A 20,461-nucleotide genomic window follows, 5' to 3' on the forward strand; every position below is an offset into this window, starting at 1 on the left:
CGGTTCCTAGCCGCGCGGGATCAGCCGCCACATGCGCAAGGGGTGGCGCACGGCGCCCGCCTCATGCCCCGCCGCGTCGCCCCGGCCGATGTAGAGGTCGGCGCGCACCGGGCCGCGAATAGCCGAGCCGGTGTCCAGCGTCATGACCAGGCCGCGATAGCTGGCGCGAGCGCCGCGCAGATTGCCGCCGTCCGCCTCGATCCAGGCCGCTTCGCCATAGGTCCAGCGTGACGGATCGACCGCCACCGAGCGTCGTGCGGGCAGGGGCACGCCCGCCGCGCCCGTCGCCTCATTGCCGTCGTCAGGGCTGGTGGTGAAGAAGATGTAGCGCGGGTTCAGCGCCATCACCCGGCGCGCCTCGGGTCCGCGATGCGAAGCCAGCCAGCCGCGAATGGCTTCGCCCGACGTGCCGTCGCGGGGCAAGAGGCCTTCCTCGGTCATCGGTCGGGCGATGCCGACGAACTTGGCCCCGTTGTCGGCGGCGTAGGCGGCGCGCAGGCGGGCGCCGTCGGGGAAGGTCAGGGTTCCCGAGCCCTGGATCTGCAGGAAGAACAGATCCTCCGCCTTCATCCAGGCCAGGGCCGAGGACTGGGCCGAGCCCGCCTCGATGGCGGCGCGATCGCCGACGCTGGACAGATTGGTCGGGCGGCTCAAGACCGGGGCGTCGAACTCGGCGTCCGGAACGCGGCGGGCCGGATACTCGGGCGCGAAATAGGCGGTCAACAGGCCGCGCCCGCCGTCGTCGGTGCGCACCTCGGCGGCGGTGAAACGGCTTTCCAGAAAGGCGCGGGCGTCGCTGGGATTGGCGCGGGCGGCCAGGGCGCGGGCGTCGCGGCAGGTCTCAATGGCGATGCGCGACGGGCCGCAACCGGCGGCGTAGGCGCGTAGGGCCGCCAGGTGGTCTTCCTCGGCCCAGCCGGGCAGGGCGGCCAGGCTGAGATCTCCGGCGGCCGGCGGAACCGGCGGCGACACCGGCGGCGGCAGGGGGACAGGATCAGGCGTCGGCGGAACCGGGCGCGGCGTCGAGGCGCAGGCCGCCGCCAGCAGGGTCAGGGCCAGAACGCCGGACAGACCGCCCAGTCGCCCAAGCGGAGCCGTAAGGAGACGGGCCGCGCCCGTCTGATCGAGGGGCGCGGACCGTGCGATCATCAGGCGGTCGCCGGCTCGACGCGGGTCAGGGCCCAGTTGGGGTCCGAGGCGCCCAGGCGGCGCTCGAAGGTCCAGATCTCGGCCGTGCGGCGCTCTTCGGTGACGGTCTCGCCGCCCGAAGGCGTGACCGAGCCGCGCACCTCGGCCAGGAAGCGCACCTTGGCCAGGGCGCGGTCGCCCTCGGTCGTGGCCAGCTCCAGATCGGCGCGTGGGGCGTGGACCAGTTCGACGCTCTCGGCGTCGCCGCGCGCCTCGCGCGCCGCAATGCCGGCCTCGAACGAGCCCATGACCTTGTCGGTCAGCAGCGGACGCAAGGCGTCGCGGTCGCCCTTGGCGTAGGCGCGGACGATGGTCTCATAGGCCTGGCGCGCGCCTTCCAGGAAGCGGTGCGGGTCGAAGTTCGGCTCGCGCGCCTTCAAGCCTGCGATGGCGGCCGTCAGCGCGGGGTCGACAACGGGGCCGCGCACGGCTTCAGGCGCGCCGGCAGGGGCTGCGGGAACCGGGACGGGCTTGGGATTGTCCTCGGGCTGACGGCCGACCTTCTTGCCCAGCACATTATAGAGTTGGAACAACAGCACCGCCGCGATGACGGCGAAGATCACGATCTGAAAGGTCACCGGCACGGTGGGTTCCTCGACTGGTCAGGCCTCATCTTCCCGACAGGGAAGCGCCTCGGGTTTCTCCCCAAAGGCGAAAGGGCAGCTCATACAACGTGATTAGGGGTCGATCCGGGCGGGCGCAAGGCGAAGCGAGAGGCGAACGCGGGTCTCGACGTTGCGACACAGGGTCTCGCCATGCTACCGCCGCCCCCTCAGACCCGCCTCCAGGGGGAGCGGGACGCCTCATTCCTATAAGACGGTTTTCAGACTCATGACCGACGCCACGCCGCCCGCCGACGCCAACGGCCAGACGCCCGACCAAGCCCAGCCGCAGGGCGGCCAGCCACAAGGCCCCGGCTTCCGCATCCTAGCCCAGTACGTCCGCGACCTGTCGTTCGAGAACCCCAAGGCCCCGGACAGCCTGCGCATCGACGGCAAGCCCGCCATCGACATGGGCGTCGAGATGAACGCCCAGGGCCGTCCCGACGGTCTGTTCGAAGTCGATCTGAAGCTGTCGATCAAGGCCACGGCCGACGATCAGTCGCCGGTGTTTCACGTGGAACTGCTCTACGGCGGCCTGTTCGCCCTGCAAGGCGTCCAGCCCCAGGACATCGAGCCCCTGCTGCTGATCGAGTGCCCGCGCTACCTCTTCCCCTTCGCGCGCCAGGTCATCGCCCAGGCGACCTCTGACGGCGGCTTCTATCCGCCCTTCATGGTCGATCCCATCGACTTCGCCGCCATCTACGTCGCCCGCCAGCAGCAGATCGCCGGCGCCCCGGCCGAAACCGGCCAGGCATGATAAAGGGTCGCTAACGCGAGGCGCGCGGCGCCTCGCTGCTTGAGCGACTATCTTATGTAGAAGGGGCGTCCGGTCGGGCGCCCCTTTTTCTTGCGCAGGAGGGCCCATGCTCAAGGTCATCGCCGAGGACTTCATCAAACCCGAGCATGTCGAGGCGGTGCGGCCCCTCTATGCCGAACTGGTGCGGCTGACGCGGCGGGAGCCCTTGTGCCGCGCCTATGACCTGTTCGAGGATCGCAAACAGCCCGGCCATTTCATCTTCATCGAGGAATGGCCTGACCAGGCCGCGCTCGACGCCCACTGCGCCAGCGAGCATTTCCGGCGCCTGGTCCCCCAGATCGACGCGCACCAGGCCCGACCCGGAACCTACATATTGATGAGCCCCGTCCCGACGGACGCGCCCGATCAGGCGGCTTCTTCAGCCTCGGTCGTGACCGTCACGCCGTAGCCCGCCCACAGGCTGAAGTCCTTGATCGTCGCCTTGAGGAAGGCCAGGTGGGCGGCCTCTTCCTCGGCCGTGACGAAAGAGGGCAGGGGACGCGGCCGGGCGCCGTAGGCGACCCGCTCCGCCGTTTCGGCCGCGCCGCCGCGCGTCGAGGTCAGGTCGAGCGCGCGTTCCTTGCCGCCGCGCAACTCCAGATAGACCTCGGCCAGCAGACGGGCGTCGATCAGGGCGCCGTGCAAGGTGCGCTCGACCAGGCTGATCTTGTAGCGTTTGCACAGGGCGTCCAGCGAGTTGGCCATGCCCGGAAACCGCTTCTGGGCCAGGGCCAGGGTGTCGATCCAGCGGTCCTGCGGCGGCGGCTTGCGGCCGATGCGGCCGATCTCGAAATCGATGAAGTTGCGGTCGAAGTTGGCGTTGTGCGCGATCAGGGGCGCATCGCCTAGAAACTCCATCAGGTCATCGACGACCTCATGAAACTTGGGCGCGTCCTTCACCTTGTCGTCGGTGATGCCGTGCACCTTGATGGCGTCCGGCGGGATCAGCCGCTCAGGGTTGATGAAGCGGTGAAAGGTTCGCCCCGTCGGCAGCAGATCCTCGATCTCGATACAGCCCACTTCGATCAGCCGGTCGCCCGTCTTGGGGTCGAAGCCGGTGGTTTCAGTGTCGAGAACGATTTCGCGGGCCATGCCCCTTAATGCCGGGGTTCGGCCTTAAGCGAAAGGGTTCAACCCTCCAGGGCGCGACGGATCGCCCGCGCGACCGCCAGGCTGCGCTGCGCCTCCTCGTGGTTCTCGTCCTCCAGATGCCAGGCGGCGGAGAGGCAGGCGTGGCAGAAGCCCCAGGCCATGACCGCCTGGGCGGGCCGCCCGACCGCCGGCCCCAAGGTTTCGGCCAGCCGCCGCGCCCGTGCGGGATCGGTCCGGAGATCCTGCCGCTCCAAGGGATTATAGAGCAGATTGGCCGCGTCATAGGCCGGATCGCCCAGAACGCCATGCGGGTCGATCGCCAGCCAGCCGCGCGGGCCGTGCAGGATGTTGTCGTGATGAAGGTCGCCGTGCAGCGGCCGGATCGGCGTCCCCTCGGCCATCAGGCCCGCCGCCATAATCGCCGCCTCATCGAACAGACCGCCCCGTCTCGTCGCCTCAAGCCTCAGGGCGGCGAAGCGGTCCGTCATGGTCTGAAGGCCCTCGGCCGGACGATCCGAAGGCCCATGGAGCGCCCTCAGCACGTCGGCGGCGATGCGGGTCGCGGCCTCATCGCCCTCCGTCTCCAGCACGGCGGCCAGCATGTGATCGCCGGCGTCCTCCAGCCACTGCCAGGGGCCCTGGGCGCCCAGCAGACGGATCGCGCCCGACCCGTCGCGCCAACGCAGCCAGGCCAGGGCATGAGGCGCATCCGGCGCCGCCTGCGGGCTCAGGCGCTTGACCACGCTGGTGCGGCCGTCGGGCGCGACGGCCCGCCAGGCCGTTCCGCCCACGCCCTCGGCCAACAGGCTCAGACGGCCCAGGCCCCAGGCGGACGGCGGCGCGGGCTTCCAATCCGGTTCGAGAACCTTCGCCACGACCGCCCGCACCTGATCACGCGCCGCCTCCAGACCATGTCCGGTATCGATCAGGAAGTCGGCGCGGGCGCGCTTTTCCGCGTCCGGCGTCTGGCGCGCCAGGATGGCGTCGAACCGCTCGCGCGTCATGCCGGGGCGGGCCAGGACGCGCTGGGCCTGAATCTCGGCGTCGGCCGTGACCACCGCCACGGCGTCGACGAAGGCGTCGCCGCCCGTCTCGAACAACAGGGGGATGTCGACCACCGCCAGACGCGCCCCGCCTTCCGCCGCCGCCTTCAGCGCCTCGGCGCGGTCAGCCGCCACCAAGGGGTGGACGATGGCCTCCAGCCGCTGAAAAGCGTCCTCGTCGCGGCCCAGGGCCTCGGCCAGGCGCGGCCGGTCGACCGCGCCGTCCACGACTACGCCGGGAAAGGCCTGCGCCAGCGGCGCGACCGCCGCGCCGCCGGGGCCGTAGAGGCGGTGAACGGCGGCGTCGGCGTCCCACACCACGGCGCCTTCGTCGGCGAACATCTGGGCGGTCGTCGACTTGCCCATGCCGATCGAGCCGGTCAGGCCCAGGACGATCACGCCGTCTCTCCCAGATGGCTCAGCAGCAGGGCGCGCAGGTCCAGCGGCGGCGGCGGGCGGCGGAAGATGGCCTCGAACGACGGCGCCGCCTGGCCGATCAGCATGGCCAGCCCGTCCACCGTCGTCAGCCCTCGCGCGCGGGCCGCCGCCAGCAGGGGCGTGACCACGGGCTTATAGGTCATGTCCATGACCACGGCCGAAGGCTTCAGCGCCGCCAGCGAAACATCCGGCGCGACGCTCAGGGCGTTGATGACCAGATCGGCGCCTTCCAGAACGCCCGCGTCGGGGGCCACCGACACCGCCGGACCGAGATCGGCGGCCAGGGCCTCGGCCCGTTCCCGCGTGCGGTTGAGAATGGACAGGGCCGCGCCCGCCTCGATCAGGGCGCCCGCGCCCGCCCGCGCCGCGCCCCCCGCGCCCAGCATGACGACGGAGGCGCCGTTCAGCTTCAGCTTCGGCGCCTGTTCGGCCAGGGCGTAGAGCACACCCGCGCCGTCGGCGCTGTCGGCCCGCACCCGGCCGTCCTCGAAGACCAGGATGTTGGCCGATCCCGTCATCTGCGCCGCCGCCGCAGCCTCATCCGCCAGGGCGAAGGCCTGCTCCTTGAACGGCGCCGTGACGTTGAGGCCCGCGACCAGCCCCGCGCGCCCCGCCGCGACCAGAGCCTCAAACCCCGCCGCATCCTTGGGCGCAAAGGCGACGTAGGCGCCGTCGATCCCGCCGGCCTCCAGCCAGGCGTTATGGATCACCGGGCTGAGCGAATGGCTGACCGGATTGCCGACGATCCCGCCCAGCAGGGTGGCGCCCGTGATGCGGCCGACTGGCGTTCCGCTCATGACGCGATCACGCCCGCGCGCCGCAGTTCGGCCAGAACAGGCCACAGCGGCAGGCCCAGAACGGTGAAGTAGTCGCCCTCGACCGCCTCGAACAGCTGCGAGCCCAGCCCCTCCAGCCGATAAGAGCCGACGCAGGCCAGCAAGGCCTCGCCCTCCGCCGCCAGATAGGCGTCGAGGAAGGCGTCGGAAAAATCGCGCACCTTCATCTCGACCGTGTCCACGCCGGACCAGACCACCTGGCCGTTGCGGGCCAGGGCGGCGCCGGAATGCAGTTGGTGCGTGCGGCCGCGCATGGCGCTCAGGCGTTCGCGCGCGGCCTGAAGCGTCGGCGCCTTGGACACCAGCCCCCCCTCGAACGACAGGGTCTGGTCCGCGCCCAGCACCCAGGCGTCAGCGTCATGGCGCGACACCGCCAGCGCCTTGGCCCGCGCCAGTTCGACCGCCAGCTCGACCGGGTCGACGCCCGGCGTCTTCAGGGCGTCCTCATCCACGTCGGCGACCTGGACGGCGAAGGGCACGCCGGCGTCGGTCAGCATAGCGCGGCGCGCGGCGCTCTTGGAGGCCAGGATCAGGCGTTCGCCGTCGGTCGTCGTCACATCGGGGCTCCCAGCTTGCGGCTGCGCCGCTCGCTCAGCAGGTTGATGATGGCCGCCGCCGTCTCTTCGACCGAGCGGCGGGTTACGTCGATGGTCGGCCAGCCGCGCCGTTCAAAGGCGCGGCGCGCCTTGATCGTCTCTTCACGCACAGCGTCATGATCAACGTACTCAGAGGCATGTCCCGCATTCAGCCCGTCCAGGCGGTTGCGACGGATCTGAACCAGACGATCAGGTGAAACCGTCAGCCCCACCACGAGAGGATTTTTCAGCGCCGTCAACCGTTCGCCGTCCTCCTGACCCGGGACCAGAGGCACGTTCGCCGCGCGAATGCCCCGGTGCGCCAGATAGATGCAGGTCGGGGTCTTGGAGGTCCGGCTGACCCCGCACAACACCACGTCCGCCAGCTCCAGCTGATCCAGCGCGCCCTGGCCGTCATCATGAGCAATGGCGTAGTCCAGCGCGCCGATGCGGTTGAAATACCCCGTGTCGAGCGCGTGCTGGGCGCCGACCTTAGCCGAGACGTCCGCACCCAGATAGCGAGACAGAGCCCCGACCAATGGGTCCAGCGCCCCGATCTGCGGTGTCTGCAAGCGACGGCAGCCTTCTTCAAGCTGTTCACGCAATTCCCGATCCACCAGGGTGTGCAGAACCACGCCCGGCGCAGCCGCCACCTCTTCCAGCACCCGTTCCATCTGTTTGGGAGAACGCACCAGGGCGTAGATATGCTCGATTGGAATGACGCGGTCAAAACGCGCGATCACCGCCTTGGCCATGGCGTTCAGCGTCTCGCCGGTCGAGTCCGACACCAGGTGGATATGAAAATAGGTGGCCAGGCGCGAAGCGCCGATCGGGCGGGCGGGGCTCATGAGGACGGCGTCTCCTTCTGGGCGGCGGTCGGATCATCCCTGCGCCCTGTTGAAAAGCCGGGGCGCCGTTCGTGAAAGACCGGGCGCCGAATCCTCTAGCAAGCCTGGCCGCCGGTCGCGAGCGGGGATCGCGGGCGCCGTTGTGGTGATCGGCGCCGGAGTCGTCCGCCTGGGCGCCGAGGATTCATCCCGTGCTGGGGGCAGGACATTTTGTCCAACAACGGCGCCCGCGGATTCACCCACAACGGCGCCCAGAGGCAAGCCAGAGTCTGACGGGCGTTTCACGGCTTATCCCCATGACTCACACCCCGCCTTGTAAACGCCTGGGTTTCCACGCCGCGATCAGGGGACAAGAGGCAGTCGAACCGGGACTGCCCGCAGTTATCCCCGCGCTCCCCGGCCCTGCTTCCACCTACCAATTCTTTCAATTCTTAAATCTGAATAGGGATTGAGGCTTGGGGGTGTGCATCCTAAAGCCCGAAGCATGAGCACGCCCCTTCTAATCCAGGCTCTCCAGGGCCAAACCCTTTCCCGCCCGCCCGTGTGGTTCATGCGTCAAGCCGGGCGCTACCTGCCGGAATACCGTGAGCTGCGGGCCAAGGCGCCGGACTTCATCGCCTTCTGCCTGAATCCGGAAATGGCGGCGGAAGCGACCCTGCAGCCGATGCGCCGGTTCGGCTTTGACGCCGCCATCGTCTTTGCTGACATCCTGTTGATCCCCGGCGCCCTGGGCCAGAAGGTGTGGTTCGAGGCGGGGGAAGGGCCGCGCCTGGGCGCTCTGCCGTCGGTGCAGTCCATGGCCGACAAGGCTCAGCAGGCTGGAGAGGCCCTCAAGGCCGTGGGCCAGACACTCAGCCTCGTGCGCGCGGAACTGGAGCCTGAACGCGCCCTGATCGGCTTTGCAGGGGCGCCGTGGACGGTCGCCACCTATATGCTGGACGGCGAAGCGCGCACCATCGGCAAGGGCGAGCGCGCCGCCGCCCGCTCCTACGCCTATACCCACCCCGAGCTGGTGGCGGGTCTGCTGGACGTGCTGGTGGAATCCACCGCCCACTATCTGAAGATGCAGCAGGACGCCGGCGCCCAGGTTCTGAAGATCTTCGAGAGCTGGGCCGAGGGCCTGCCCGACGATCTCTTCGAAAGCCTGGTGCTGAAACCGCACCAGAAGCTGGTGGCCCGCGCCCGCGAACTGGGCGTCACCGTGCCGTTGATCGGCTTTCCGAGAGGCTCGGCGGCGCTGGCCGAACGCTATGCCCGCGAATGCGACGTGCAGGGCGTGGCGCTGGACACCGCCTGTCCTCTGGACGTCGGCAAGCGCGTCCAGGCGATCAAGCCCATTCAGGGCGCGCTGGACCCCTTGCTGTTGCGCGCGGGCGGCGACGCCCTGGACCGCCGCGTCGATCAGCTGATGGAGGCCTGGGGCCAGGGGCCGTGGATCTTCAACCTGGGCCACGGCATCCTGCCGGACGTGCCGATCGCCCATGTCGAACAGGTGTTGAAGCGGATCGGCGCCCAATGACCCGGACCGCCACAACCCCCGAGGGACGACCCAACCGGCGCGTGGCGGTCGTTCTGACCAATCTGGGCGGTCCCGATCGCCCCGAAGCGGTCAAACCCTTCCTGTTCAACCTGTTCAACGATCCGGCCATCATCGGCCTGCCGGGGGTGTTCCGCACGCCGCTGGCGAAGTTGATCTCCAGCCGTCGCGAGACCTCGGCCCAGGCCAACTACGCCCTGATGGGCGGCGGCTCCCCCCTGCTGCCCGAGACGCAGAAGCAGGCCGAGGCCCTGTCGCGCGCCCTGGCCGACGCGGCGCCGGGCGATGACAGCCGCGTCTTCATCGCCATGCGCTACTGGCATCCGCTGACGGAAGAGACGGCGGCGGCGGTCAAGGCTTTCCAACCGGACAAGATCGTCCTTCTGCCCCTCTATCCGCAGTTCTCAACCACAACGACGGCCTCGTCGCTGAAGAAGTGGAGCGAGTGCTACGATGGGCCGGGCGAGACCCACGTCGTCTGCTGCTATCCGGACGCCGAAGGGCTGATCGAGGCCCAGGCCCGTCTGATCCGGCAAACGCTGGACAGGGCCGAAGGCAGGCCGGTGCGCGTGCTGTTCTCGGCGCACGGCATTCCGGAAAAGCTGGTCGCGGCCGGCGATCCCTATCAGGCCCAGGTCGAGGCCACGGTGGCCGCCGTGGTCGCGCACATGAGCCTGACCGACTGGGGCATCTGCTACCAGAGCCGGGTCGGGCCGCTGAAATGGCTGGGGCCGGCCACGCCGGACGCCATCGAACAGGCGGCCAAGGACGGCGTGGGAGCCGTCGTCGTCCCCATCGCCTTTGTCTCCGAGCATATCGAGACCCTGGTCGAACTGGACATGGAATACGGCGAGCTGGCGCATAAGGTCGGTTGCGCGCCCTATCTGCGAGCGCCGACGGTCAGCGCGGATCCGATCTTCATCACCGCCCTGGCCGATGCGGTCGGACGGGCGCTGGAAACGCCGGGGACCGCCCCGCAGGGGGCTTCGCAGGGTGGGCCATGCGCCCACTTGAAAGCCTGCCCGTCTGGCTGTTCAAGGGCCTCCAAGGCGGCCTGAGGGGAAGCGACATGGACTATTACAATCTGGCCCGCGGGCTTCACATCCTGGCGGTGATCGCGTGGATGGCCGGCATGCTCTTCCTGCCGCGCCTGTTCGCCTATGACGCCGAGCAGAACGCCAAGCCCGAACCCCTGCGCGGCGAGATGCAGGCGCTGCTGCGTGTCTGGCAGACGCGTCTGCTGCGCATCATCATCAATCCGGCCATGATCCTGGCCTTCATCTTCGGCGGCTGGCTTTTGTGGCTGCGCAGCGGCGACGGCGCCGACTGGTCGTTCGCGCACCAGCCGTGGATGATGACCAAGCTGATCGGCGTCTTCCTGCTGGCGGGCTGGCACGGCTTTCTGGCAGGGCAGCGCAAGAAGATCGCGGCGGGAACGTCGAAATATTCCGGCCGCTTCTGGCGTATGACCAATGAGATCCCCTTCGTCCTGGCCATCATCATGGTGTTGTCGGTGACGATGGAGTGGAGTTTCTAGAGGCCCTAGCGCGAGCGGCGCGGTCGCTTGCTGTTTGAGGACCCTTGACCGGCACTGGTCTTTCGTGGTTCCGCTGCGGTGAACCGTGCGGCCGATCCGTGCAGTGCGGTCCCTCTCTTTTCGCGACGCCTGCCGGTTTGAGCCTGCGGGAGACCGTCGCCTTCCCTCCCAGCCCTTGCGGCTGAAGCCATCGACGACCTTCTGCTCCTGGACGCCTCGCGGCGTTCGGGCGCGCGAACGAGCACGCCATCATGACCGATACGCCTGACACGCCGGAAACCGAAGTCACTGAAAACGCAGTGGAAACACCTGCTGAGCGCCCGCGCCGCACTCTGAGCCTGGGCGGCAGCCGTGGGGCGGCTCCGGTCGAGGAAGCCGCGCCCGAAGAACCCGTCGCGCCTGTCGCTGAAGACGACGACCACGGCGTCGACACCACGGCCGAGGAGGATGACGAGGACGATGACGGCGAGCCCATCGTCCCTAACGGCCGCATCACCCTGCAGGAACTGAACGAGAAGACGCCGGAAGATCTGGTCGCCTTCGCCGAAGGCCTGGACATCGAGAACGCCGGCAACCTGCGCAAGCAGGATCTGCTGTTCGCCATCCTGAAGACCCTGGCTGATGAAGAGGTCGAGATCATCGCCTCGGGCGTGCTGGAGATCCTGCCGGACGGCTTCGGCTTCCTGCGCAGCCCGGACGCCAACTATCTGCCGGGGCCGGACGACGTCTATGTCTCGCCGTCGCAGATCCGTCGCTTCGGCCTGCGCTCGGGCGACACGGTGCACGGCGCCGTGCGCGGCCCGCGTGAGGGCGAGCGCTACTTCGCCCTGCTCAAGGTCGATACGATCAACTTCGAAGATCCGGAGATGGTCAAGACCAAGGTCCTGTTCGACAACCTGACGCCGCTCTATCCCGAAGAGCGGCTGCACATGGAGATCCAGGATCCGACGCTGAAGGACCGCTCGGGCCGGGTCATCGACATCGTCGCCCCGCTGGGCAAGGGTCAGCGCTGCCTGATCGTTGCCCCGCCGCGCGTCGGTAAGACGGTCATGCTGCAGAACATCGCCAAGTCGATTGAGCGCAACCACCCGGAAGTCTTCCTGATCGTCCTGCTGATCGACGAGCGTCCGGAAGAAGTCACCGACATGCAGCGCACGGTAAAGGGCGAGGTCGTCGCCTCGACCTTCGACGAGCCCGCCACTCGCCACGTCGCCGTGGCCGAAATGGTCATCGAAAAGGCCAAGCGTCTGGTCGAGCACAAGAAGGACGTGGTGATCCTGCTGGACTCCATCACCCGCCTGGGCCGCGCCTACAACGCCACTGTCCCGTCGTCGGGCAAGGTTCTGACCGGCGGCGTCGACGCCAACGCCCTGCAACGTCCCAAGCGCTTCTTCGGCGCCGCGCGCAACGTGGAGCAGGGCGGTTCGCTGACCATCATCGCCACGGCCCTGATCGACACCGGCAGCCGCATGGACGAGGTGATCTTCGAAGAGTTCAAGGGCACCGGCAACTCGGAAATCGTGCTGGACCGCAAGGTCGCGGACAAGCGCATCTTCCCGGCCATCGACGTGCTCAAGTCTGGCACCCGCAAGGAAGACCTCATCACCCCGAAGGATCAACTGGCCAAGACCTATGTCCTGCGCCGCATCCTCAACCCGATGGGGCCGCAGGACGCGATCGAGTTCCTGCTCGACAAGCTGCGCCAGTCCAAGAACAACGCGGACTTCTTCCAGTCCATGAACACCTGATTGGGGCCCCTAGCGCCTCGCGCGCGGCGCGAGGCGCTAGGGGCGCCGTCATGTTTCACGTGAAACAAGTGAGGGCGTTATGAAGCTGAACATCGAGATCGACTGCACCCCGGCCGAGGCCCGCGCCTTTCTGGGTCTGCCGGATGTGACGCCGCTCAACGACCATCTGGTCGCCGAGATGCAGAAGCGCATGGACGCCAACATGGCCGCGATGCAGCCCGATGAACTGATGAAGACCTGGACCAGCTTCGGCGTTCAGGCCCAGGACCAGTTCCGCCGCCTGATGGAAGCCGCCGTCACGGGCGCGGCAAAACCTTGAGCCTGACGGCGTGAGCGACACCATCTTCGCCCTCGCCACTCCGCCGGGGCGGGGGGCCATCGCCGTGCTGCGACTGTCGGGTCCAGCCACCGAAACGACGCTGACGGCGCTGGGGGCAGGGGGGCTGACGCCCCGCCTGGCCTCGGTGCGCAGTTTGCGCCAAGAGGGCCGTCTGATCGACGAGGCTCTGGTGCTGCGCTTCGTGGCTCCGCGCTCCTATACGGGCGAGGACTCGGCCGAACTGCATCTGCATGGCGGTCGCGCCGTGGTGGAGGCGGCTAGCACCGCCCTGATCGCTCTGGGCCTGCGTCCGGCCGAGCCCGGCGAGTTCACCCGCCGCGCCTTCCAGAACGGCCGCATGGATCTGGCCCAGGCCGAGGCCGTCGCCGACCTGATCGACGCGGAAACGGACGCCCAGAAGTCTCAGGCTCTGGGTCAGCTCGACGGCGCCCTGTCGGCGGCCTACGCTGGTTTCCGCCGCGATCTGCTGAAGGCCCTGTCCCTGGTTGAGGCCGAGATCGACTTCCCCGACGAGGAAGTGCCTGACAATCTGGCGCGCACCGCCGGGCCGGTTCTGGACGCCCTGGCCGCCGATCTGCGCGCGGCCCTGGCCGATTCCGATCGCGGCCGACGGGTGCGCGAGGGCTATCGCATCGTCCTGATCGGCGAGACGAATGCGGGCAAGTCTTCCCTGTTCAATGCCCTGGTGGCGCGCGAGGCGGCCATCGTCACCCCGATCGCCGGGACGACGCGCGACGTGCTGGACGCCGACATCATGATCGGCGGCTACGCCGTCACCCTGTCGGACACGGCGGGTCTGCGTGACAGTGACGATCCGGTCGAGGCGGAGGGCATCCGTCGCGCCCGCTTGCGCGCCGAGGGCGCCGACCTGCGTCTATGGGTTCGTTCGCCCTCCACCGAAGGCGATACGGATCCGGCTTTCGGTTTCATCTGTTCCTCGGACCTTCAGGTGTTGAACAAGTCCGACCTGGGCGCAGTGGCGACGGCGCCCGATCTCGAAGCCTTGAGCGTCAGCACGACGACGGGGCAGGGGCTGTCTGAACTGCATGACTGGATCGCGGCTCGCCTGGCCCGCGACCTGTCCGGCGCCGACTTCCCGGCGGTGACGCGTGAGCGCCATCGTCGTCGCTTGGCTGAAGCTCTGGCCGCGGTTGAGGCAGGGCGTCGTGCGCTCGATCTGGCGCCCGAGATGGCGGGTGACGACCTTCGTCGCGCCGCCGAGGCCCTGGCCCGCGTCACCGGGGCCATCGGGGTGGAGGACATTCTGGGCGAGGTCTTCTCCTCCTTCTGCATCGGCAAATAGGCCCGGCTTTCGCCTGTTTCACGTGAAACAACGGTTCTCGAGCCGGTGGCGATTTCGGCTCGAATGGACTATGTGGACGCCATGAGTTCGACCCCCGATCACACCTTCGATGTCGTCATCATCGGCGGCGGCCACGCCGGATGCGAAGCCGCGACGGCCGCAGCGCGCGCGGGCGCCCGCACCCTGCTTCTGACTCAGAAGCTCGAGACGATCGGCGAGATGAGTTGCAACCCGGCCATCGGCGGCTTGGGCAAGGGCCATCTGGTGCGCGAGATCGACGCCCTGGACGGCGTCATGGGCCGCCTGGCCGATGTGTCGGGCATCCAGTTCCGCCTGCTGAACCGGTCGAAGGGCGCCGCCGTGCGCGGCCCGCGCAGCCAGATCGACCGTCGCCTGTATCGCGAGGCCATGCAGGCCGAACTGGCCGACTACCCGAACCTGACCCTGATGGCGGGCACGGCCGAGGGTCTGATCCTCAACGGCGACCGCGTGGCCGGAGTGAAGACTGGGGCGGGTGAGACCATCCGCGCCGGGGCCGTGGTGCTGACGACGGGCACCTTCCTCAACGGCGTCATTCATCGCGGCGATCTGCGCATTCCGGCCGGCCGCTATGGCGAAGACCCGTCGACCGGTCTGGCGGGCGATCTGCATTCGGCGGATCTGATGATGGGGCGCCTGAAGACCGGCACGCCCGCGCGTCTGGACGGGCGAACCATCGCCTGGGATCGGCTGGAGATGCAGCCCGCGGACGATCAGCCTGTGCCTTTCAGCTTCCTGACCGACCGGATCGAGGTGCCGCAGATCGCCTGCGGCGTCACCCATACGACGGAAGAGACGCACCGCATCATCGCCGACAACCTCGGTGAAAGCGCCGTTTACGGCGGGCGTCTGTCGGGTCGCGGGCCGCGCTACTGTCCGTCGATCGAGGACAAGGTGGTCCGCTTCGCCGACAAGACAAGCCACCAGGTCTTCCTGGAGCCGGAGGGTCTGGATGATCCGACCGTCTATCCGAACGGCATCTCGACCTCGGTGTCGGATGCGACCCAGCTGGCCTTCCTGCATACGATGCCCGGCCTGGAGCAGGTCGAGGTCTTCCGCTTCGGCTATGCCATCGAGTACGACTATGTCGATCCGCGCGAATTGACTCCGGCGCTGGAGGTCAAGAAACGCCCCGGCCTCTATCTGGCCGGCCAGATCAACGGCACGACCGGCTATGAGGAGGCGGGGGCTCAAGGGTTGATCGCCGGCCTCAACGCCGCCCGCGCCGCCGCCGGTTCCGATCCGCTGATCCTTGGCCGAGACCAGGCCTATATCGGCGTCATGATCGATGACCTGGTGACGCGCGGCGTCACCGAGCCCTATCGCATGTTCACCAGCCGAGCCGAGTATCGCCTGACGCTGCGCGCGGATAACGCTGACCAACGTCTGACGCCGATCGGAATCGCGGCGGGCATTGTCGGCGCCGAGCGGGCCGAGGTATGGCTGGAGAAGTCGGACCAGTTGGACCGGGCGAACCGTGTTTCACGTGAAACGCAGTTCACGCCCAAGGAGGCGGGGGCCCTTGGCATCACCGTAAACGCGGATGGCCAGCGGCGCTCGATCCGTGATCTGCTCGCCTTCCCGAATGTGACGCTGGATCAGTTTGTCGCCATCCGCCCCGAAATCACGGACTGGTCGCCTGCGGTGCGGGATCAGGTCGAGATCGACGCCGTCTACGCGAGCTATCTGGATCGCCAGACGCAGGATGCGGAAGCCTTGCGGCGGGAGGAGGGGCTGTCGCTTCCCGCTGACCTCGACTACGCCGCTATCGGCGCGCTGTCGAACGAGGTGCGCGAAAAACTCGCCCTGATCCGCCCGCTGACGCTGGGCCAGGCCGGACGCATTGAAGGCATGACGCCGGGGGCTCTGACGGCGCTTCTGGGTCATGTGAAGAAGGTCAAGGACGTGGAAGCCGACCTGGCGGCGGTGGTCGCCTGATGCCGGACGCCATCGATGCCTTCCGCGCCCAGACGGGCGCCAGCGACGCCAGCATCGCCGATCTGCACGTCTTCCTCGGCATGCTGACCGAGGCCAATGAGGTGATGAATCTGGTCGGTCCGGATACTCTTCCCGACTTCTGGAACCGTCACGCCTGGGACAGCGCCCAGCTGCTGAGCCTGGCGCCGGAGGCCAATACCTGGGCTGATCTGGGGGCCGGGGCGGGCTTCCCCGGCGTGGTCCTGGCCATCCTGCTGAAGGGACGGCCGGGCGCTCATGTGTGGCTGATCGACAGCCTGGGCAAGCGGTGCCGCTTCTTGCAGACCATCGTCGATACGCTGGATTTGCCCGCCACCGTCGTCAATGGTCGGGCTGAGGAACAAGCGATCACGGTCGACGTCGTCACGGCTCGCGCTGTGGCGGCGATGGAGAAGCTGTTGGGTTATGCACAGCCCTACTTCCAACGCGGTGCAAAAGGGCTGTTTCTCAAGGGAGAGAAGGCCGAGGCTGAGTTGAAAGAGGCCCGCCGGGTCTGGCAGTTTGAGGCTGAGCTTACGGTCTCGCGCAGCGATCCGCGCGGCCGCATCGTTTCACTGGGGGGTCTTCGCCGTGTCCGTTGAGTCCGTAAAGCCGCCCCGCGTGCATGAAACCCGCGTCCTGGCCGTGTCCAATCAGAAGGGCGGGGTGGGCAAGACCACGACGGCCATCAACCTGGGCACCGCCCTGGCCGCGATCGGCGAAAAGGTGCTGATCGTCGATATGGACCCGCAGGGCAATGCCTCGACTGGGCTGGGTGTTCCACGTGAAACACGCCGGGTGACGATCTATGACGTCATCGTCGACGGCCGCCCGGTGGACGAGGCCGCCATTGAGACCGCCGTGCCGGGCCTGTTCATCGTCGCCGCCGACGCCGACATGTCGGGGGTCGAGATCGAGCTGAGCCAGGCGGATCGTCGTTCCTACCGTCTGCGCGACGCCCTGGCGAAACAGGGCGGCAATGGTCATTCACGGTATGACTATGTGCTGATCGACTGCCCGCCGTCGCTGAACCTGCTGACGCTGAACGCCATGGCGGCGGCGGACGCCGTTCTGGTTCCGCTGCAGTGCGAGTTCTTTGCCCTGGAGGGCCTGACCCAGTTGATGCGGACCATCGACATGGTGCGCCAGAGCCTGAATCCGGCGCTGGAGATTCAGGGGCTGGTCCTGACCATGTACGACCGTCGCAACGCCCTGTCGGGGCAGGTGGCGGCAGACGTGCGCGCCCATTTCGGCGACAAGGTCTATGACAGCGTCATTCCTCGCAACGTCCGGGTGTCCGAGGCGCCGTCCTTCGGCAAGCCGGCGCTCATCTATGATCTGAAATGTGCGGGCAGCCAAGCCTATCTGAAGCTGGCCCGTGAACTGGTGGCGCGCGAGCGCCAGCGTCGTCAGGCCCTGGCCGCCTGATTGGCGGTCTGATCCCAAAAACAATAACGGAATCGATATCTTGTCCGAACGTCAGCGTGGTCTGGGCCGGGGTCTCTCGGCGCTTCTGGGAGAAAACACGCAGGAGCCAGTCGCTGTTGACGCGACCGGCCCGGCGCCGGCGGGCGTGCATCGGGCGCCGATCGAGGCGCTGAAGCCCAACCCGGACCAGCCGCGCAAAATCTTCACCAAGACGGATCTGGACGAGCTGACGGCCTCCATCCGTGACAAGGGCGTGCTGCAGCCCATCCTGGTGCGATCGCAACCGGGCGAGCAGGGCGTGTGGCAGATCATCGCCGGCGAGCGCCGCTGGCGCGCCGCCCAGGCCGCCCGCCTGACCCAGGTGCCGATCGTCGTGCGCGAGATGGACGACATCGAGGTGCTGGAAGTCGGCGTCATCGAAAACGTCCAGCGCGCCGACCTGAACCCGATGGAAGAGGCCAACGCCTATGCCGTCCTCATGGAGCGCTTCGGCCGCACCCAGGACGCTTTGGCGGGGGTGGTGGGCAAGAGCCGCAGCCACGTCGCCAACACTCTGCGTCTGCTGCAACTGCCCGAGGCGGTGCGCGAGCATGTGGTGCGCGGTGAGCTGTCGGCGGGTCACGCCCGCGCCCTGATCACGGCGCCGAATGCAGAGCAATTGGCGGCGGAGGTTATCGCCAAGGGTCTGAACGTGCGTCAGACCGAGGCTCTGGCCCGTCGCGCCGTCGAGGGCCAGAAGGCGCCCAAGTCCAAACCCGCGCTGACCGGCGAGGGCGCCGCCGACATCGCGGCGCTGGAGCAGGATCTGTCGGACGCCCTGGGCCTGAAGGTCTCACTGGCGGACAAGGGCGGCAAGGGCGAGATCACGGTCAAATACGGCACGCTGGAACAGCTTGACGATCTGTGCCGTCGCCTGATGCGCGGCTGATCCATACAAGCGAAAAAGCCCGTCCTGGTCGAGCCGGGACGGGCAAGTCGGGGATGAGAGCGGGTTCGCGGTTCGCTGGTCGGCGGCGCGCAAAACCCGTTCGATGATCGAGGGATCGATCAAAGGCATAAAACACTTCTATATACTTTTCTGTCAATACTGCGGGCTTGGCTCAATCGACAGGCCCGACCGGGCGCTAAGGCGGCGAGTTGAGACCAGGGTGAGAAGGCTCTTTTTTCGGCTGTTTCTGCTAAGGTGTCGTCCATGATCGAGAACCCTGAGAAGTCGAGCGCCGCTGAAGCTCTCAAGCGAGTCCTGGCGGCGAAGCGGGCCGCAACACAGGATGGCGGCGCCTTCAGCAGCGCCGCAGGCGCGCGCAAGTCCGAAAAGACGATGCAACGTCAGGCTGCGGCCTTGAACAAGCCGGCTTTCCGTCGCGCCTCCAAAAGGGGCTGAGGGCAGGGCGCGGCTTCAGGGTTGCGGAGCCGCCGCCTGACGGGCGACGCGGAACTGTTCCAGGCGCGCCTCCTGTTCGGCCAGGCTGGGCACGCCCGCAGCGGCGCGTACGGCGGCGGGCAATAGGTCGCGATCATAGGGCTCGAGCGTCGGCTCGCCGCCGTTCATCATGCGAGTCTGGGTGCCGTAGATCTGTTTCCGGTCCACCGATTGGAGGAAACGGTCGAGTGAGGCCGCTGCGATCCAGGCCGCCTGCTTCGATCCCTTGGCGACGCCGGTGACGGCCAGGCTGTGCGCCAAAAGATAGTCCTCAGGCGTCGAGCCGTGTTGGAAGACGAAGGCGGCGGCGCGGAAGTCTTCTCCGGTCTGCAAGGCGCCCGCATCGAGCAGGGCGCGGGTTCGCTCACGGCGGGCGGCGTCGTCGGCGTTCATCTGCTCGACGAAGGCGCGATCACGGAACCGGGCCGGATCAATGTTCTGACGAACGGCTTGATCGGCGACGAAGATGGCGGCCATTTCGGCATTGTCGGTCGGTACGGATGCTTCCTGGGCCAGCGCCAGGCCAGGCAAGTTCAGAAGAACGGCGGCGGCGACGGCGGTGCTGAACAGACGCATGAAGATTCCCCGAGGTCATCCCGGCTCAATGCCGAGGCGATAGGATCAGAACGCCGAATTGCCGTTGTGTCGAGTCGGCGTCATGTCGCTCGGGTTCATCGTCTCAAAGTCCCATGCGCTTGGCGCGGGCGGCGATCTCCAGCAGCAGGCGTTCGGCGATCAGGGCCTCGGGCATGCCCGTGGTCTTGGTCATGACGTCGGCGGTGTTGACGCTGTCCTGCACCTCGTCGAGCAGTTCGAGCCGCCAGGCGCGCGATTGGCGCAGCATTTCCGCTTCCTGTTTCCAGAACACGCCGGCGGCCTTGGCGGCCTCCTTGGCGCCTGCGCCGTTGGCCTGCAGGACATTGATCCGGCGCAGCTTTCCGAGATGGAGCGAGGCCATGCGCACGGCCATGACAGCGCTTTCGCCCTCGGCCAAAGCGCGGCGCAGGCCCGCCTGGGCGGGGCCCGGCCGGCCGCCGAAGGCCTGCAGCGCGGCGTCGGACAGGGAGGCGTCGGGCTCGACCCCCAGGTGGGCGTCCAACTCCTCGACGTCGATGGTGCGGCTGGAGCCCGGGCCGATGTAGAGGATCAGCCGCTCGATCTCCTGACGCATCAGGCCGCGCTCGCGGGGCAGGCGGGCGACAAAGCGATCCAGGGCGTCGGAAGACAGGCCCACCTTGTCGGCGCCCAGGGCCTCGCGCGTCATGCGGGCGACGTCGCCGACCTCGTCTTCATAGCAGGCGATGGCGACCGCCCCCTGGGCCTTTTCGGCGGCCTTGCGCAGGGCGGATTCGCGGCCCAGCGCTCCGGCTTCGATCACCAGCATGGCGTCGGGGTTGTAGGCGCCTTCGGCGTGGGCGGTCAGGGCGGCGGCAACGGCCTTGTCCACGCCTGCCTTGCCGTCCGACATCCGGATGCGCACCAGGCGCCGCCCGCCGATCATGCTGAGCGCCGTCAGCGCCTCTTCCAGCCGCACGGCGTCGCCGTCGATGTCGGCCTCGGTCAGCAGGGTGACGTTAAAGGGGTCGTTCAGGTCCGGGGTGATCGTGCGGCACAGCGTCAGGGCGCGCTCGGTCACGCCCGAGCGGTCCTTGCCGTGGATGACGGCGGCGCGGACGCCGGCGTCCGGCGCCTTAAGGAAGCGGTCGACGTCGGGCCGCTTGGACAGGATCAT

21 protein-coding genes and 1 pseudogene are annotated in these 20,461 nt (G+C 68.0%); 12 read left to right on the top strand and 10 right to left on the bottom strand.

Going from position 1 to position 20,461, the window contains the following annotated elements:
- Positions 1-6: 6 nt before the first annotated feature.
- Positions 7-1,149, bottom strand: coding sequence for an MltA domain-containing protein (locus tag AC3A3G_RS13285; RefSeq protein ID WP_487488400.1), 1,143 nt, complete (start codon positions 1,147-1,149; stop codon positions 7-9).
- Complete coding sequence (gene timA, locus AC3A3G_RS13290) at positions 1,149-1,766, bottom strand: TIM44-related membrane protein TimA (protein WP_487488481.1); 618 nt, start codon at positions 1,764-1,766, stop codon at positions 1,149-1,151. Before timA ends, AC3A3G_RS13285 begins: the two co-directional genes overlap by 1 nt.
- A gap of 253 nt (positions 1,767-2,019) precedes the next feature.
- Here timA and secB point away from each other — a divergent pair, with 253 nt between their 5' ends.
- Both secB and AC3A3G_RS13300 read left to right on the top strand, forming a co-directional pair.
- Complete coding sequence (gene secB, locus AC3A3G_RS13295; protein WP_125900792.1) at positions 2,020-2,547, top strand: protein-export chaperone SecB; 528 nt, start codon at positions 2,020-2,022, stop codon at positions 2,545-2,547.
- Positions 2,548-2,653: 106 nt separating this feature from the next.
- Positions 2,654-2,995 (top strand): putative quinol monooxygenase, encoded by a 342-nt coding sequence (locus AC3A3G_RS13300; RefSeq protein ID WP_200167222.1) that lies wholly within the window; start codon positions 2,654-2,656, stop codon positions 2,993-2,995.
- On the opposite strand, the gene dnaQ is transcribed toward AC3A3G_RS13300, so the two are convergent.
- From dnaQ to AC3A3G_RS13330, 6 genes and pseudogenes are all read right to left on the bottom strand, one after another.
- The gene (gene dnaQ / locus AC3A3G_RS13305) at positions 2,953-3,678 is read right to left on the bottom strand and encodes a DNA polymerase III subunit epsilon (protein WP_200167223.1); all 726 of its coding nucleotides are present in this window, start codon (positions 3,676-3,678) and stop codon (positions 2,953-2,955) included. The genes AC3A3G_RS13300 and dnaQ overlap by 43 nt on opposite strands.
- Positions 3,679-3,716: 38 nt before the next feature.
- The gene (locus tag AC3A3G_RS13310; protein ID WP_487488482.1) at positions 3,717-4,553 is read right to left on the bottom strand and encodes an aminoglycoside phosphotransferase family protein; all 837 of its coding nucleotides are present in this window, start codon (positions 4,551-4,553) and stop codon (positions 3,717-3,719) included.
- A pseudogene (gene coaE, locus AC3A3G_RS13315) lies at positions 4,533-5,120 on the bottom strand (dephospho-CoA kinase); the annotation flags it as partial. The gene AC3A3G_RS13310 and the pseudogene coaE, both read right to left, overlap by 21 nt.
- Positions 5,117-5,956: a shikimate dehydrogenase family protein gene (locus tag AC3A3G_RS13320; RefSeq protein ID WP_487488401.1), complete on the bottom strand. Its 840-nt coding sequence runs from the start codon at positions 5,954-5,956 to the stop codon at positions 5,117-5,119. The pseudogene coaE and the gene AC3A3G_RS13320, both read right to left, overlap by 4 nt.
- Positions 5,953-6,552, bottom strand: coding sequence for a Maf family protein (locus AC3A3G_RS13325; protein WP_487488402.1), 600 nt, complete (start codon positions 6,550-6,552; stop codon positions 5,953-5,955). The genes AC3A3G_RS13320 and AC3A3G_RS13325 overlap by 4 nt, the downstream gene beginning before the upstream one ends.
- The gene (locus tag AC3A3G_RS13330) at positions 6,549-7,418 is read right to left on the bottom strand and encodes a pyruvate, water dikinase regulatory protein (protein WP_200167230.1); all 870 of its coding nucleotides are present in this window, start codon (positions 7,416-7,418) and stop codon (positions 6,549-6,551) included. Before AC3A3G_RS13330 ends, AC3A3G_RS13325 begins: the two co-directional genes overlap by 4 nt.
- Positions 7,419-7,902: 484 nt before the next feature.
- On the opposite strand from AC3A3G_RS13330, the gene hemE reads away from it, so the two are divergent.
- The 10 genes from hemE to AC3A3G_RS13380 all read left to right on the top strand — a co-directional run bounded on the left by hemE (position 7,903) and on the right by AC3A3G_RS13380 (position 18,234).
- Positions 7,903-8,937, top strand: a complete 1,035-nt coding sequence (gene hemE, locus AC3A3G_RS13335) for a uroporphyrinogen decarboxylase (RefSeq protein ID WP_487488403.1) — start codon at positions 7,903-7,905, stop codon at positions 8,935-8,937.
- Positions 8,934-10,013 (top strand): ferrochelatase, encoded by a 1,080-nt coding sequence (gene hemH, locus AC3A3G_RS13340; protein ID WP_487488404.1) that lies wholly within the window; start codon positions 8,934-8,936, stop codon positions 10,011-10,013. Before hemE ends, hemH begins: the two co-directional genes overlap by 4 nt.
- A gap of 11 nt (positions 10,014-10,024) precedes the next feature.
- Positions 10,025-10,492, top strand: coding sequence for a CopD family protein (locus tag AC3A3G_RS13345; protein WP_119413177.1), 468 nt, complete (start codon positions 10,025-10,027; stop codon positions 10,490-10,492).
- 251 nt (positions 10,493-10,743) lie between these two features.
- On the top strand, positions 10,744-12,240 hold the full coding sequence (gene rho / locus AC3A3G_RS13350) for a transcription termination factor Rho (RefSeq protein WP_234287890.1): 1,497 nt from the start codon (positions 10,744-10,746) through the stop codon (positions 12,238-12,240).
- Positions 12,241-12,319: 79 nt separating this feature from the next.
- Positions 12,320-12,559, top strand: a complete 240-nt coding sequence (locus tag AC3A3G_RS13355; protein ID WP_003166554.1) for a DUF6489 family protein — start codon at positions 12,320-12,322, stop codon at positions 12,557-12,559.
- Between the two features lie 10 nt (positions 12,560-12,569).
- Positions 12,570-13,883 (top strand): tRNA uridine-5-carboxymethylaminomethyl(34) synthesis GTPase MnmE, encoded by a 1,314-nt coding sequence (gene mnmE, locus AC3A3G_RS13360; protein WP_200167233.1) that lies wholly within the window; start codon positions 12,570-12,572, stop codon positions 13,881-13,883.
- A gap of 63 nt (positions 13,884-13,946) precedes the next feature.
- Entirely contained in the window at positions 13,947-15,860 is a 1,914-nt protein-coding gene (mnmG, locus tag AC3A3G_RS13365) for a tRNA uridine-5-carboxymethylaminomethyl(34) synthesis enzyme MnmG (RefSeq protein WP_487488405.1), read from the top strand.
- The gene (gene rsmG, locus AC3A3G_RS13370; RefSeq protein WP_487488406.1) at positions 15,860-16,480 is read left to right on the top strand and encodes a 16S rRNA (guanine(527)-N(7))-methyltransferase RsmG; all 621 of its coding nucleotides are present in this window, start codon (positions 15,860-15,862) and stop codon (positions 16,478-16,480) included. The genes mnmG and rsmG overlap by 1 nt, the downstream gene beginning before the upstream one ends.
- A gap of 19 nt (positions 16,481-16,499) precedes the next feature.
- Entirely contained in the window at positions 16,500-17,306 is an 807-nt protein-coding gene (locus AC3A3G_RS13375) for a ParA family protein (RefSeq protein ID WP_125900819.1), read from the top strand.
- A gap of 40 nt (positions 17,307-17,346) precedes the next feature.
- On the top strand, positions 17,347-18,234 hold the full coding sequence (locus AC3A3G_RS13380; RefSeq protein ID WP_125900781.1) for a ParB/RepB/Spo0J family partition protein: 888 nt from the start codon (positions 17,347-17,349) through the stop codon (positions 18,232-18,234).
- Positions 18,235-18,705: 471 nt separating this feature from the next.
- Here the strand turns inward: AC3A3G_RS13380 and AC3A3G_RS13385 are convergent, their stop codons facing one another.
- Both AC3A3G_RS13385 and holA read right to left on the bottom strand, forming a co-directional pair.
- Positions 18,706-19,305, bottom strand: a complete 600-nt coding sequence (locus AC3A3G_RS13385; protein WP_487488407.1) for a hypothetical protein — start codon at positions 19,303-19,305, stop codon at positions 18,706-18,708.
- A gap of 103 nt (positions 19,306-19,408) precedes the next feature.
- Positions 19,409-20,461 (bottom strand): DNA polymerase III subunit delta, encoded by a 1,053-nt coding sequence (gene holA, locus AC3A3G_RS13390; protein ID WP_368923077.1) that lies wholly within the window; start codon positions 20,459-20,461, stop codon positions 19,409-19,411.

The sequence above is a fragment of the Brevundimonas sp. Soil_N_31 genome, from assembly GCF_057655995.1.